Below are 15,550 nucleotides of genomic sequence, written 5' to 3'. Positions count from 1 at the left end.
AAATTTAATGTATCTAAAACCATTATGGCAAATGGGTTATGATTATTTTTTAATAAAACGTCTTACCGTTTTGATTCCGTTTTTCTCAACTGAAATTAGGTAAATCCCTGTTTTTAAAGTCGAAACATCAATACTGTTATTGTTTACAGTTTGAGAAAAAACAGTTGCACCGCCTTCTGTGTTGATGACATTTACATTTCCGCCAGAAACCTCCGTGCTAAAGAAAAGCTGACTTTCAGTTGGATTTGGGTAAACTTCTAAACTTGCAATGGACTGTTCTGTAGTTGGTGCAGCTGTTCTTGCCGTTGAACCCGATTTTGTTATTCTAAACCAGTTGATATTAAAACCAGTATTTTGAACATAGATTCCAAAATTATACGTTCCTGCATTTACGTTTACGGTTTGCGTAATCGTCTGCCAGTTTTGCCATCCTCCTGTATTTGGGACATTTATGGCGCCAAGCTGAATCGTTCCTGCATTTAAATCAGATGATAATCTACCGCCTGTAACCGCACTTGAAACGCGATATTCTATTTGATATGAACCAGAAGTTGGAAAATTAATATTGTAATACGCCATCCAGTCACCTGTATCGCAATACCCAACGTTTAAACCTCCACCCGTATCAGTTGTTGCTTCGGTTTGAACTCCGCTCATCGTATTGTAATTTTCAGCTTGAATTAAAGTTCCAGTTGCAGGAGGATTGCTTCCTGTAATGACTTGATTAATGGCATTCAACAATGATTTAGTTCCTGTTGCATCTTGAGAAAGCTCCCAAATCATAACTCCGCCTGCGTTCTGAATCGCAAAAGTCGTTTTTTGTTTGATGGTTGGAATTCCGTTATAATAAATCGTATTTCCCACCTGATCCAAATTTTCAGCTCCAGGATATTGAGCTACAATATTCGCATAAGAAATTCCCTGATTGGCAGAAGCTCCAAATCCGTAGCCGTAAAAAGGAAGTCCGATAATCGCTTTGCTTGCTGGCAATCCTCTTCCTGTCCAGTAATTAAATTGATTTACTGCCATGCTGTAAGGAGAATGCTGACCCGGATTGTTCGGCGCCCAAGGCCCTGTTGCATCATAAGCCATGATATTGATCCAGTCGTAAGCCGCAAAAGTAGATGAAGGTACATTGGCACCACCATATCCTTCTGAAAGCGCTGCTGAAATCAATTTGCCATTAGCATGCAATTTATTAGCCAAAGCGATTACAAATCCGCCGTAATCTCCGTTAATCGCTGGACCTTCCAAATCAACGTCTACTCCATCAAAATTGTGTGCCACCACATAATCGTAAATTTTCTGGATAAAAGCCGTTCTGTTGGCTGACGTAATCAGGTTGAAATAATTATCGCGAATTGCCCCGCCTTCTGAAACAGAACCTCCTCCAAGCGATACAAAAACTTTTACATTTTGTGCATGCGCCGCATTAATGATGGCATTATTTCCTGAATTAAAACTTAAATAACCATTGGCATCGGGATTTTCGAACGCAATATTAATATGCGTCAATTTACTGTACTGAATTGTACTTGAAAAAGAATTTAAATCGACCCAATTTGGGACATAAGCGATAACTTTCTTTTGGGCTGTCAAAAAATTAAAAACACCCAGCATTAAAATAATCATGCATTTCTGCAACATTCTTCGGTAATTGTTTTTCATAATAATTGTTTTAATAGATTAATAAACTCGTAAATGTTGGGACGGTTACTTGAGTTCTATATTCTGATTTTAGATTTCAGACTTTAGATTTTAGATTTGCAATCCAATTTTCGTAGAACTAACACTACCTAAATTAGTATCTAAACTCTAAAGCCTGAGATCACTTTTTAAAACTATTTCTTTATGAATCGTTTGATGGTTTGTTTGCCGTCTTTTTCAAGAACTATAAAATAGATTCCTTTTCTGAGGTGCGAAACATCAAAACTATTATTGTTGATTTTTTGTGAAACTACAGTAGCGCCCGTTTGAGAATCTACAATTTTTGCGGTTCCTCCAGAAAGATCTGTTGTAACAAAAAGGGTGTTTTCTACTGGACTTGGATAAACATTTAAAACGGTTTCTTCTGGTTGTCCCACCATTTCAGTTGCAGCCATTCTAGCAGTTCCTCCAGCTACATTCGTAATTTTAATCCAGTTAATATTCATTCCCGTATTCTGAATGTAGATTCCGAAGTTATATGTTCCTGCATTTACATTTACGGTTTGAGAAACCGTTTGCCAGTTCTGCCATCCACCTGTATTCGGAATATCAACATTTCCTAAAACAATTGCTCCCGCATTCAAATCAGAAGATAATCTTCCGCCATTAACAGCGCTTGCCACTCGGTATTCAATTAAATAAGAACCCGTTGTTGGAAAATTAATGCTGTTATACGCCAGCCAATCTCCAGTTTCTGTATAACCAACATTTGAACCACCGCCTGTGTCTGTAGTGGCCTCGACTTGAATTCCGCTCATGGCTGAATAATCTTCCGCTTGAATTAAAACTGAAGTTTGAGAACTTGTTGCTGGAACCAGTTTCCATTGTCCGCAAGTCTGATTGTTATTATCCCATTGCTGCACAATTGCGCCAGAAGCTGTACTTGCTCCTGCTACCTCAACAATTCTTCCGCTGTGACGGGCAACAATTTTATAATAGCCATCTCCTGTAGAAACTAAAATAAACTGCTGATTTGTTGTTGCATTGTATGGATATTGCTCTACTCTTGCGCCATTGGCTTTATTGAAATTATTGATATCCATTGACATACCGCTATGATTGGCAATGATTTTATACATTCCGTCGCCTAAATGCGTAAAAGTAAATTTCTGATTGTTTCCAGAATTCAAAGCACCTTGATTGATTCCCGCTCCGTTTGACATGCTTGAATTCCAAACGTCCATGTATAAACCGCTATTTCTGTTTTGAAGAAAGAAAGTCTGATTTCCTAAAGTTGTCGTTCCGTTTGCAATAACTCTGATCGAACTTACTTTATCATTCCAAGTCGTATTCAAACAAGAATTATCAGAATTGATTACGGTTGAAGCTCCGCCAAAATTATCATCTTGATATAAAATTGCCTGATAACCTTGAGTAATTTTAAGTGAAGAAATATCATCGTTTAAAACTCCTAAAGAATTTAAACGAGCCAGATTATAATCTCCAATTGTTAATCCGCCAGAGAACCCTGTGTAATTGCAATCTTTGTAAACTGTGATTACATCTGTTGTAGCGGGAACCGAAGGTGTTGTAAGTCCGTAATAACCTCCAAACGTGGCAATAACTTTAGTTGGCTGTGGCGAATGAAGCGAAGGTGACTGATCGGCAACATCATCATAAGCAAATCCGTAAGCTAGATTATCGATATTAATTCCTGGCAAATGCCAAAATTTAGAATAATGGTTTGTTGGGTTTGTTTGATAATATTTCGATGCATCGTACCAATTCTGCTGCCCTGGATTTGCCGTTGTAGTGTTTACAACATGTCGGTTAATTGCAGCTGTCAATTGTGCCTGAATTACTAAATCCAAATCTCCGTCAACCAATCTTCTATCCAAAACACCTTTTCCTTCAAGAGCTTCTTGCGTCGTTGGTCGATTTTGAACGCGTCCAGTTCTTCCAACAAAAGCTCCAGACTGTCCCACCATTTCTAATTGCTCACCAATAACTCTTCCTTTAAAAACTCCCGCATCTCCTGCATAAAATATTAAATCTTCATTTTTGTATTTATTCCAAATGGCATCAATGTAAGATTTTAAATAGTTTTCATACGGTCCTCCTTGTGCATAAGCTGGTGTTTTAGATGGCGCTGTAATTTCTCCCGTTGCATCGTTTACACAACCTTGAAATTCTGCTGGAACATTGGCTTTAAAAGCGGCAACAATATCAGCGTGTTTTTTCAAATCACCCACTTTCTTTTGGTAGCCGTTTGCGCCAAATAATTCTAATCCCATTGGATATTTGTATGAATCTACACGTGTTGGATTTCCGAAGAAACCGTACTGATTATTGGTCAATTCGATCATTTCATACAAAATTCCCTGATTTGGATCTGTAGCATTCTGCGGATTTGGCGAAGCATATCCCGAAGGCGCTCCGCTGGCACCGAAAAAGTAAAAATACAATTGTGAGCCTTTAGAAATAAAAACTCGGCACCCCGCAATTAAAGGCAAAGTGAAAGTTTTGTTCGGAATTTCACTCAGTTTTGTAAAACAAGCGGCATATTTTGAGTTTTGTCCCGGACCTGTATTTCCGCCATAAGTTGGTCCTGTAACGGTATTGTAAGAAGCACTCATTGGCAAAACCTGACTTGTTTTGGCATTTACCCAAACATGGTTTCCTGTGGTATAGTCAATTCCGACAATCGCGACATAAAGATCGCTGTCTGCGAAAGTGGAATTATTACTAATTGTAAATGGCACAGGCCCTTGAGCATGCGTCAGGCTTGAAAACACTAAAAAGAGTGCTGTCAGTAAAGAAAATCTTTGAAGTCTAATTTTTTTCATATTTAAATAATTTGGGATTAATAAATAGATTTTAAACCAAAGCCATTTTCAAATTAATGACTAAATAATCCGTTAGGTGCAATTGGCATTTCCTTAAATTGCACCCAACGGATTTAAAAAATTACTTCTTAATCAGCTTCTTAGTCCAGCTTTTCTGATCTGATTTGAAGTTTAGAATATAAATTCCTCTGCGAAGTTTACTTACGTCAATTACGCTTTCATTTCCTTGAGGTTTGTTCTGTAAAATCAAAGTTCCTGTGTTGTCATAAATGGTAATGACTTTATTGTCTAAGTTCTCAGGAGATGAAACTTGAACATAATTATTCGTCGGATTTGGATATACTGCAAAAACAGTTTCTTCCGTTTGAGGCTCTTCCTCAACATTCAAAGCCATTCTAGCCGTTGATGAAGATCCGTAAGCTTCAATTTCATACAATGAGTATCCATACGGAGCCAAAGCTTTTGCTGTACATAAAATACGCAGATATCTTCCTGTTCCGCTTACGGCTAAATCATCTGTTCCGCCATCGCTTGCCGTTTGTGTGCTGATGGTTTCATTTTCTGTGAAAACATTATCTGTTGACAGTTGTACTTTGTATTGAGTCGCATAAGCTGCTTCCCATTTTAACACCACACGGTTAAGAGTATAATTACTTCCTAAATCCACATAAATCCATTCGGTTGCATTCGCAAAAGAGCTTGCCCATCTTGATGTTGCGCCATCTCCGTCTGTAGCTTTACTAGCAGAAAGCGTTGCATTTTCTTCTGTAGAAGCCGTTGCTGTTTTTCCTAAAGCTAAATTCACATTAGGGTTTGCAGTAATATTTCTAACCGTTACATCGCTGAAAACTCCTGTTGCTAATGTTCCGTTAGCGTGAGATGTAACTGCCATTCCCACATAAATTGTATTCGCCATTGCAATTGTTTTTGGCGTTCCAACTTGTGTCCATGTAGTTCCGTTATCTGAAGCGTAAGAAGTAAATACATTTCCAGATCTTACCAAACGAATCCATTTTGGAGCTGCTCCCGTAGCCACTTCTGCAGTTGTTACTCCCGAAGTTGTATCGCGAGTCAAAAACTCAATTCCTGCAGCCGCACTTGCATCTGTCATCGCGTGTTTTGAAGTTGCTGTAAGCGTTTCACGAAACATTACACCTGCTTTTGCATAAGTGTTAGTATTGGTTAATGAATTTACTTTAGCAATAATTTCGGCATCTCCAGTTATAGACTGATTTACAAACTGAAACTGATCGCTTGTATCCCAAATATCATTTCCTGCTCCTTTGATGGTATAAGTACCGTTAGAATGTGTTGCTTCTCCTGCAGGCGTAACAGCACCTAAATCTGTACTAATCCAAGGTGAAGGCAATCCTGCTGGAATTTCTGTAGAGACCAAATTTAAAGCTCTAAGATTATCAAAATAATACGTGTTTCCAGAGTTAGTTCCCGGTTCAAACAAGAAAACAAAACGGTTTACATCAGTATCTGGCGTCGAAGCATCTGGTGTGCTTACATACGTAAAAGTAATGGTATGCCAAGCATTGCTTTGTTTTACAACTCCTTGATAAATACTGTGTCTTCCAACAGGATAATTGGACGGAACCGAAGCGTTGCTTTCTGCCTGCCAAGAAATGATTGATCCAACTGGTGCAGAAGTATACACATCCATCGCAAACTTTTTTGTTCCCGCTTTAAAATCTCCAATATTGTTTAAAGTCGTATTGAATGAGAAGTTATCATACAATTCTGTTGACTTGCGAACGTATTTTCCAACATTCGAAGAAGTGTTGATTCCGCTAGCATTTGGATTTGCCGTATTTGGCGTATAAGTCCCAATCGCATCTCTAAATGTAATATTGTGAATCGTTTGATAATCTTCATATACCACACCTGGCGTAAAAGTATCTGGAAGTTTAGTAGAACCAATTCTGATATTATCAAAATAATAGGTATCGCTTGTGTAAGAACCTGAATTAAACAATAAAACCATTTGATTTACTGCCAAATTTGAAGTTCCAGCATCCGGACTGGAATTATAGTAAAAAGTTAATGTTTCCCATTGATTTTGTTTGGTTGTAATGGCTACGTAATTACTATTTCTTCCTGTCGGATAATTGGCTGGAAGCGAAGTCGCGCTGTTTTCAAAATTCATGCTCACAACCGTTCCAATCGGCGCCGTTGTATAGACATCAATCATGATTTTATTCGTCTGATTTTTAAATAAACCAGCATCTTCAATCGATGTTTGTGTATTAAAGAAAAGAACATCGTACTGTTCTGATGCATTGCGGACATACTTTGCCACATTTGCAGAAGAGTTAACTGAATTTGAACCTGGATTTGCCACAACAGAATACGTTCCAGTTGTAGTTCCTTTTATGATTTTGTTGACTCCATCATAGTTTTGCAGAACATCTGTTGCAATAATCGGTTTTTCTGGCGCTGCTTTTGTCAGCAGATTGTCAAAATAATACGTTGCTCCAGAATTCGAATTCGATTCAAAAAGAATCACGACATTATTAATCGCCAATGCACTTGTATTTGGATCGATTACTTTTTCGAATTCAAATTCTATTGTTTCCCATTTGTTCTGAACCGTTGTAGTCGCTTTAAAACCGCTATGTCTTCCTGACGGATAATTGGTCGCTGTCGTTACATTGCTATTTTCCAATTGCATTGAGATTTTTGTTCCAACAGGAGCCGAAGTATAAATATCAAACGAAAGCCTTTTTCTTCCGTAAACATAATCATTCGCATTGGTGATGGTTACGTTTCTGATATTCAAAACATCGTATAATTCGCTTGAATTTCGAACGTATTTTCCAACCAAAGCCGATGTGTTAATTCCTGTAGCAGAAGGATTCGCAACGGCTTCTGTCAAGACTCCCGTTTTTACAGGATATAATACATTTCGATTGCTTTGAAAATCTTCATGTATTTTTTCTACTGGCAATGCTGGCTCGGTTGTAACTGCCAATCTATAAGTATTAACATTACAGCCCGAAACTGTTGCAGCTACAGAAACATCTCCTCCAGAAGTTCCCCAATTTACGGTAATCGAATTTGTTCCCTGCCCTGATGCAATTGTTGCTCCTGCTGGCACAGTCCAGTTATAGGTCGCCCCTGCAATTGCATTTACAGAATAGGTTTTACTAGTTTCATTTTGGTACACTTTGTTATCGCCTGTTACCGCATATTTAAAACTCCCATCGTAAACACGAACATAATCAACTTGTAATTTTGCTGGGAAATCACCCGGAACTGGCGCTACTCCAGCTCCATTTACACTGGTGTAAGGCGTTCCTGCACTACCAACAGCAAGGTTTAAAATGATATAAAACTGACTATCGTTAAAAGGCCATCCACCATTAACTGTAGTATTTGGCGTTGCTGTATGAAACAAAACATCATCAACAAACCATTTAATATAATTTGGTCCCCACTCTACTGCGTAGATATGAAAATCTGAAGATAAATCTGTTGGAGAATTGTAGCTTCTGCCCGTAAAATGATATCCGTTTCCATCATAATGAATCGTTCCATCTACAGATTGCGGATTCCTATGTTTGGCTTCCATGATATCAATTTCACCAGTATACGGCCAGTTTCCGTTAACAGGAAGCATCCAGAAAGCTGGCCACGCTCCTTGTCCGTTAGATAACTTCATACGCGCTTCTACTCTTCCGTATTTCAAAGAATACTTCCCTTCTGTTGTTAATTTTGAAGAAGCGTAAGGCTGATCTGGAAATGAAGCATTCGGCTCATATTTTGCCTGAATGTTCAAATAGCTGTTTGCACCTTCTTTAACAATCGTAGCTTGATTGGGATCATAACGCTGTGCCTCAGCATTTCCAAATCCGCAGAGCGACGGACATCCGTTTCCTGAAATACTTTGCCATTTGGTTAAATCTACCGTTGCGCCATTAAATTCATCAGACCAAACAAGCGTGTTACATTGAGCTTGCGTTTTAATAAATGGCAACAGTAAGAATAGAACTGCCACACAAAATTGTTTAAATAAATAAGAATTGCTTTTCGGTGGTCGGCCGAAAAAAAAGTCATTTTCCTTCATTTTTAATTAGGTTTTTAGTTAGTAAATGTTATTTCTTCAACAAATACTGCTTTATTTAAAAACAGATTTATTTTCCGACAACAACAGGGCAATATTAACTAAAAAATCAGGCTAGACTTACATTTTGGAGTACGGTTTGACTACGGTACTATCGAAGAAATGTAACAAATCATCGATGAAATGCATAAAATCACTTAAGATTTCACTTTTACGAGAAAAATTAAAAATTAAGAATGAATTCGGTGATATTCGTATCTGACGGAAGCTGTAATTTTTTGCGAATGCGATAACGGGTATCTTCAACTCCTCTAACCGAAATTCCTAAAAGCGGTGCAATTTCTTTTGTATTAAAGTTCATTCTCAGATAAGCACACAAACGCATATCACGAGGAGTCAATTCTGGATAAGTCGATTTTAATCGCTGCATAAAATTATCGTGCAACTGGTTGAAAATTTCTTCAAATTCGTTCCAATGCTTGTCGCCCTGCAATTCGTGATCGATCAATTTATTGATTTTTGTCAGCAGGCTGAAATTTACATTCGGATCATTCTTCTTATCTATCTGTCCGATCAAATCTTTTATCGAAAGTAAAATTTCATTTAAATGAATCAAATTAACCGTATTTGAAGCCACTTTAGCATTTTTCAGATTTATGGTTGTTTGAAGATTCTCGCGCACAATAGTCATATTTTGCTGTTCAAATGTCAGTTTCTGTTCATTAAGTTCGGCACGGCTTCGAAGCAATTCCTTTTCCTGATTCTCTATTAATTGAAGACGTTGACGCTCTGCAACAGATTTCTGATATCTAACAATCAAATAAATCACAATACTATAAAGCGCAAAATAAAATAAGTAAGCCCAAAAAGTTCTATACCAAGGCGGTAAAACTTTAAAGTGAAAAACGGCTTCTTCGCTCACTACATCATACATGTTTTTTGCCCTTACATGAAAAACATATTCGTTTTCGGGTAAATTGGTATATTCTTTTTCTGTCTGAAGACTATAATCTGACCAAGTTGGTTCAAAACCTTCAAGCCAATATTCATATTTTGTTGCATCTGCATCCTCAAAACATAATGATGCAAAAGAAAAATGAAGCGCATTATTAGAATACGAAAGTACAGTCGAAAGTTTATCATTTACTGATCCTGTTTTGTTTGGAAGCACATCATAACGGCTGGAATACAACAAACTATCTTTCGGGAAAATACATTTTACCTCTGAAATAACGGCTTTATACTTCGTTTGATATTTTTTGTTTTTAATAGCGCTGTAATGAATTAATCCTTCTTGCGTTCCAAAGAAAACATCGCCGCTTTTTGTAGTCTGAATATTTTCAAAACCAGGAACATATATGTAACGAAGCTTTCGAAAAGGAAGTTCTTCAATCTTAAAACTTCCATTTGTCTGTCTGCTCATTTTACCAGTATTTTCGCCAGAAATATACCAGATATTATCCTGATGGTCTGGTTTTAATAATCGGATATGACTTTCTAATCCCAGATATTTTTTGAAAACTGGATCTGGAATCATTTTTTTTGAAGACGACTCCTGTCTGTAAACACCTTTTGTTGTTCCAAACAAAATCTGATTATCTACTTTAAATGTATTCAGAAACAAACTCGAAGGAAATCCGTTTTTGTCATTATAAAACTGAATATCAATAACAGAATCAAAAGCTGCATTGAATTTTAGTTTATAAATTCCTTTGTATCCGTGCGCAATCCAGATATTTCCCTGTTTATCAGTTTCCATAATTCTGCTGCTTTCTGAAAAACCTTTTATGCGATGCTGAAAAACCCAAGAACCATTTATTTTCTTCAAGAGATACAATCCCGTATAACCGCCAACAAGCAATAAATCAGGATGATTCGGAATTAGAATTCCCTGCCAAGCGCCATCAATTTTGGCTAACGCTTTCGCGGAATTTCCACTGATTTCGAATATTCCGTTTTTTTCAAAAGCCAATAATGAATTCCCAAAAACGCCCACATTCCAAACCATTTCAGACATTCCAGAAATATGCTGAAAAGTTACATTTTCTCTTTTTCCACTTTTATAAGCTTCCCAATTCAGCCAAAATAAACCGTTGTCTGTACCGATATATAATTTATTCTGGTAAATCTGACTGCAGTAAATTTTGGTTTCAGAATTCGAACTGTCTATGATTTTTGACAAAGGAGATGAAATCTGAATCAGCGAAATTCCTCCTTTAAGCGTCACCCACAGATTTCCTTCCTTATCAATTTTAAAATTGGTTACATATTCGTTCTGAAGTCCCATTTGTTTATCAATATGCTGAATCAAATGTCCTTCACCGTCTATAACTATCAACCCAGATTGACGGGTTCCGATTCCGAAATAACCATCAGAAAGCTGAATGCCTGCCGAAATCTGATTCTGCTTCAGCAAATGATCTACTTCTGTTACAAATGGCTTAATTTGATTTTCATTAAAAGTAAAAAGTCCATTTTTTTGAGTGAATAGCAAAAGTCCTTTTTCCGTTTGAAAAATCTTTCTAATCTGCATTCCAACAAACTGCTGACCATTTTCTACTGGAACTAAAACATCGTTTTTTAGTTTTAATAATCCTTTTTCGTTATCCGAAACATAAACTTCTTTTCCTACTTCGAAGAAATCATCAAAAGACGTTTTTGCATTTATGATCTTGATTGCATTGTTTTTATAAATAAAAATTCTTTCATAAGAGAAAAAAATCACTTCACCATTTCGAATGACCGTATGAAGCACATCTCCAAAATTTCGAGCCGCTTTAGGAAGCAGTTTTACTAAAGAAGTATATCGATATTGCCCATTTGGAAGCTGAATTACAAAGCCAAAATCGCCTTGAGCGCCAACATATATTTTATCCTTCTGATCAATTGCCATAGAGCGAACCATACTTCGGTTTTCTGGCTGTGTCACAATCGCCCAGCGCACACCATCAAACTGCATGATCCCGAAATGATTAGCAAAAAACATCATCCCTTTAGAATCTTGCAAAACATCCCAATTCTCTGATGCGGCTTTATATGTTTTCGGACTATAATTGGCTATAAAAGGAACTCCAATCTTTTTAATTTGAGAGTTGGAAACGAGAAAAAATAATAGGAATAGAAGTAAAATTCTAGTTTTAAATTTCATCATTCTGTAGCGGTCTGTAGGTTAGTTTTGTGATTTTTTTGAAATCACAATCTGGAAAAATGCTTCTTTGGGAAAAGTCATTTTCTAGATAAAAACATTCTTACCTTTAAATGTATCAATAACAATTATTCATTATTATCAAAATAAAAAAGAGAATACTTAAACTCAAATATATAAAATTTTATTTTAATGCAACAAATTACATTTTAATAAGAGAATTTGATAATGAGAAAATGTGTCAATTACAGAATGTGTCAATTAGGAAATTAAACTTTGTCAAAGTGCAAAAAGATGTTCTTCATTCCGTAGGAATGTCTGGTTGGTAGATTTTTTAATTGGATTTATCACGATACGTTCCGCAGGAACGTTTGAACATACGTATAACATTCATTACGCAAAAACAGGTGTCCCTACAGGACACTATGCAAATGCGTTTTTATTTTCCTACCGACCAAATATTCCTAACGGAATAATTTAATCGTAAAAACAAACCCGACCGGTTTTAAAAACCTGTCGGGTTTAATTTAAAACCTGAAACTTGAAACAAAACAAACACATCTTAAAATCCAAGTTTCTCGCTTAATTCTTCATACGAACTAAAAAGTTCTGCTCCTTCTTCTTTTAAATCATCATTATTAAAACCATTTGCGAAACCTTACACTTTGAATCCGCCATTTACTCCTGCCTTAACGCCAGCTTTACTATCTTCAACCACGACACAGTCTTTTACCTCAAAACCCATTGTTGCAGCCGCATGAAGAAATATTCCTGGTTCTGGTTTCCAACTGCCAATTTGATACGAACTGAATATTTTACTTTCGAATCTATCCAACAATCCCGCAACTTCAAGATTTAGACGAATTTTTTCTTCTGGTCCGCTCGATGCAACGCAATACGGAATCTTCAATTTTTCAATATTTTCGATAAAACCTATAATGCCTTCCATTGGTTTAACCTGAGTTTTAAAAGCTTCAAAACTCTTTTCACGATATTCTATTTCAAAGTTTTCTGGAAGTTTTTGATCAATTGCTTCTTCGATATGCCTGAAGCAATCTTTTAGGTTTCGACCGTTAAAATGACGATAAGCATCTTCTAGCTCCATTTCAAATCCGTGTTCTTGCGCCATTGACAGCAATATTCCGTTTCCTATTTTTTCTGTATCGACCAAAACTCCGTCACAATCGAAAATAATACATTTAACCATTTCTGTTGATTTTCATTTATTTATATAAAATCCCGAAATCAAAATCAGGAAATGTAAATTACAAAAATAATCTATTTCATTTTCAAAGCTTTTCTGTTCATTTTCAAGTTTCTGTACAGAATTACTCTTATTCTGTATTTTCATTTAAGTTTTGATTTGTACTTTTATAATCCTATCAAACCTATTTTTTAAAATATTAAAAACCCACAGAATTTTGAAAAAACATCTTTTTATCATAACCATTCTGACAGCCAATTTTGCTGCTTTTTCTCAGAATAAAATCATTACTGTTACCAACAATTTAAAAGTTGACCGAGAATTTGAAACTATCGAATTGACTAAAAAATCTCTTGGCTTAAATGCAGATTCAAAACTTGAAAATTATGTCGTTAAAGATCTCAACAGTAACACTTTCTTAGAAACTCAAACCGTAGATAACGATGGCGACGGAAATGCTGATGTATTGCTTTTTCAGCCAAAAATAAAAGCTTCATCAAAACAGGATTTTGAAATTTTAGATGGAACAACCCCTTCTGCCTCAAAAGTTGTTAGTTGCTATTCTCGTTTTGTTCCAGAACGAACAGACGATTATGCTTGGGAAAACAACAAAGTAGCATTTAGAACTTATGGCCCTGTAGCTCAAAAAATGGTGGAAGACAAAATCCCTGGCGGAACGCTAACCAGCGGAATCGATGCGTGGCTAAAAAGAGTCGATTATCCAATCATCAATAAATGGTACGAAAAAGCCACTAACGGAACAGGAACCTACCATAAAGATACCGGCGAAGGTTTAGATAACTTTCACGTAGGTGACAGTCGCGGTGTGGGCGGAATTGCAGTAAATGTTGACGGAAAATATTATTTCTCTAAAAATTTCATCAGTTGGAAAACCATTACAACGGGTCCAATCAGAACGAGTTTTATTTTGAATTATGCAGATTGGGATGCTAAAGGAAACAAAATAACAGAATCGAAATTAATCAGCTTAGATTATGGTTCTCAACTTTCTCGTTTTGAAATTAATATTACTGGAACTAAAGAAATTATTGCTGGATTAACGCTTCATGATAAAAAAGGGACTATTGGCACAAATCTAAAAGAAGGCTGGTTGAGTTATTGGGAACCCATCGACGATTCTGAAATTGGAATTGGCTTAGTTGCTCCAAAAGGTTCATTAACTAGTTTTGACAATCATGTAACAGACGAAAAAGATTTAAGCAATCTGTACGGAAACATTTCAGTAAAAAACAATAAAGCTATTTATTATGTTGGTTTTGGATGGAAAAAAGGAAGTCCGTTTCAAACCAAACAGGAATGGGAAAAATATTTGAGTGCTTTTGCTGAGAAGATTAATAATCCTTTGGTTGTGAAGGTTAAGAAGTGATTTTTTTTGCTGCTAAGACGCTAAGATGCAAAGTTTTTTTTATATAGCCCGTGGTTTCAACCACGGGAAACGAATTGATATTATGCATTGTGTTCCCGTGGTTGAAACCACGGGCTATGTTTGAAATGCATTTATCTTCTAGCAGGAAAATAATTCTCCTTCAAAATAATCTCCAGCGGAATATAATGTGTACGTTCTGTTTCTTCTTGAAGCACCAGTTTTTTATACAAATAATTGATTCCTAAGTATCCCTGCTCTTCAGGCCTTTGATTGATTAAAAAATCAATTACGCCTTTGTTAAGGTATTCGATATTCTCCTTCAGCAAATCAAAACCGATAATTCGAACACCTTTTATATTGTTTTTGTTTAAAAACTCAGCCACAATATAAGCTCTGGAATTAGGCACAAAAACACTGTTTACTCCCGAAAACATTTCCAAACTCAATTGATCTATTCCAGAATCTTTTAAAGTAAATTCTGAGAACTTGAAGTTGGTCAATTCGTTATGATCTTCAAAATACGAGTAAAATCCTTTAATGCGTTGTTGGTAGACAGAAGTGCTTTCTATTTCTCGCGTTATTTTAAAAATCAAAACCTGCCTTTCATTTTTCACAGCAAAACTGATTAACCTTCCCGCCAAATAACCACTCTGAAAAGCATCTTGCCCTACATAAGCATGCTGGTTTTCTTCAGAAATATTTGAATCGATCATCACAACTGGAATATTTTTCTTTTTGTATTCTTTTAAAAACCGAACCGAATCATCATAAAAAATTGGAGCAAATAATAAACCATCACAATCAAACTGCATCACTTTCTGCACCGTTTCTTTAAAAGACACCAAATTGTAATCGTAAAAAAAGTAGTCTAGAACAATTCCGAATTTGCTAAACTCCAAAGCCGCTTTTTCAATACCTTCTGCCTGACTTTTCCAATATTCTAAAGTTTCAGATTTTGGAAGAAAAACAGCAAAATGAAATTTCTTGTTCAGCGCTAGATTACTTGCCAGAATATTTCGCGTATAGCCAAATTCTTCAATAATCGCGTTAACCTTGTCAACGGTTTCCTGAGCCACTTGTCCGCGTTTGTGTATAATCCTATCCACTGTTCCAGCAGAGACATTAGCTAATTCGGCAATCTTTTTAATTGTTATGATATTGATTCTTTTTAAGTTAAAAATATAAAAGCAGTCGGGTAAAATTAATTTATTTTATTAAAAATAAGTTGTTTTGCATCACTTTTTGCATACAT

At 36.1% G+C, this 15,550-nt stretch carries 7 protein-coding genes; 1 reads left to right on the top strand and 6 read right to left on the bottom strand.

Annotation, left to right across the window (positions count from 1 at the left end; genetic code table 11):
* Positions 1-42: 42 nt before the first annotated feature.
* From DMB71_RS14355 to DMB71_RS14335, 5 genes are all read right to left on the bottom strand, one after another.
* Positions 43-1,668 (bottom strand): glycosyl hydrolase family 18 protein, encoded by a 1,626-nt coding sequence (locus DMB71_RS14355; protein ID WP_111367206.1) that lies wholly within the window; start codon positions 1,666-1,668, stop codon positions 43-45.
* A 173-nt stretch (positions 1,669-1,841) separates the two neighbouring features.
* On the bottom strand, positions 1,842-4,493 hold the full coding sequence (locus DMB71_RS14350) for a beta-1,3-glucanase family protein (protein WP_111367204.1): 2,652 nt from the start codon (positions 4,491-4,493) through the stop codon (positions 1,842-1,844).
* A gap of 121 nt (positions 4,494-4,614) precedes the next feature.
* Positions 4,615-8,496, bottom strand: coding sequence for a family 16 glycosylhydrolase (locus DMB71_RS14345; RefSeq protein ID WP_239452981.1), 3,882 nt, complete (start codon positions 8,494-8,496; stop codon positions 4,615-4,617).
* Between the two features lie 289 nt (positions 8,497-8,785).
* Entirely contained in the window at positions 8,786-11,713 is a 2,928-nt protein-coding gene (locus tag DMB71_RS14340) for a triple tyrosine motif-containing protein (RefSeq protein ID WP_239452980.1), read from the bottom strand.
* 652 nt (positions 11,714-12,365) lie between these two features.
* A complete protein-coding gene (locus DMB71_RS14335) occupies positions 12,366-12,914 on the bottom strand; it encodes an HAD family hydrolase (protein WP_239452979.1) in 549 nt (182 codons plus the stop codon).
* Between the two features lie 214 nt (positions 12,915-13,128).
* On the opposite strand from DMB71_RS14335, the gene DMB71_RS14330 reads away from it, so the two are divergent.
* A complete protein-coding gene (locus DMB71_RS14330) occupies positions 13,129-14,298 on the top strand; it encodes a DUF4861 family protein (RefSeq protein WP_111367199.1) in 1,170 nt (389 codons plus the stop codon).
* A gap of 131 nt (positions 14,299-14,429) precedes the next feature.
* Here the strand turns inward: DMB71_RS14330 and DMB71_RS14325 are convergent, their stop codons facing one another.
* Positions 14,430-15,437 carry a LacI family DNA-binding transcriptional regulator gene (locus tag DMB71_RS14325; RefSeq protein ID WP_111367197.1) on the bottom strand — a complete coding sequence of 336 codons (1,008 nt, stop codon included), beginning with the start codon at positions 15,435-15,437 and terminating at the stop codon, positions 14,430-14,432.
* Between the last annotated feature and the right edge of the window lie 113 nt (positions 15,438-15,550).

Origin of the sequence: Flavobacterium tistrianum, from assembly GCF_003254545.1 — a bacterium.
In the GTDB taxonomy this organism is placed as follows: Bacteria; Bacteroidota; Bacteroidia; order Flavobacteriales; family Flavobacteriaceae; genus Flavobacterium; species Flavobacterium tistrianum.
The sequence above is the reverse complement of the archived record's forward strand: the minus strand, read 5'-3'. Positions and strand labels throughout refer to the sequence as shown.

Coding starts and splice junctions, on each gene's coding strand:
- DMB71_RS14350 (WP_111367204.1), bottom strand. CDS start 4,493: ATGAAAAAAATTAGACTTCAAAGATTTTCTTTACTGACAGCACTCTTT.
- DMB71_RS14335 (WP_239452979.1), bottom strand. CDS start 12,914: ATGGTTAAATGTATTATTTTCGATTGTGACGGAGTTTTGGTCGATACA.
- DMB71_RS14355 (WP_111367206.1), bottom strand. CDS start 1,668: ATGAAAAACAATTACCGAAGAATGTTGCAGAAATGCATGATTATTTTA.
- DMB71_RS14340 (WP_239452980.1), bottom strand. CDS start 11,713: ATGATGAAATTTAAAACTAGAATTTTACTTCTATTCCTATTATTTTTT.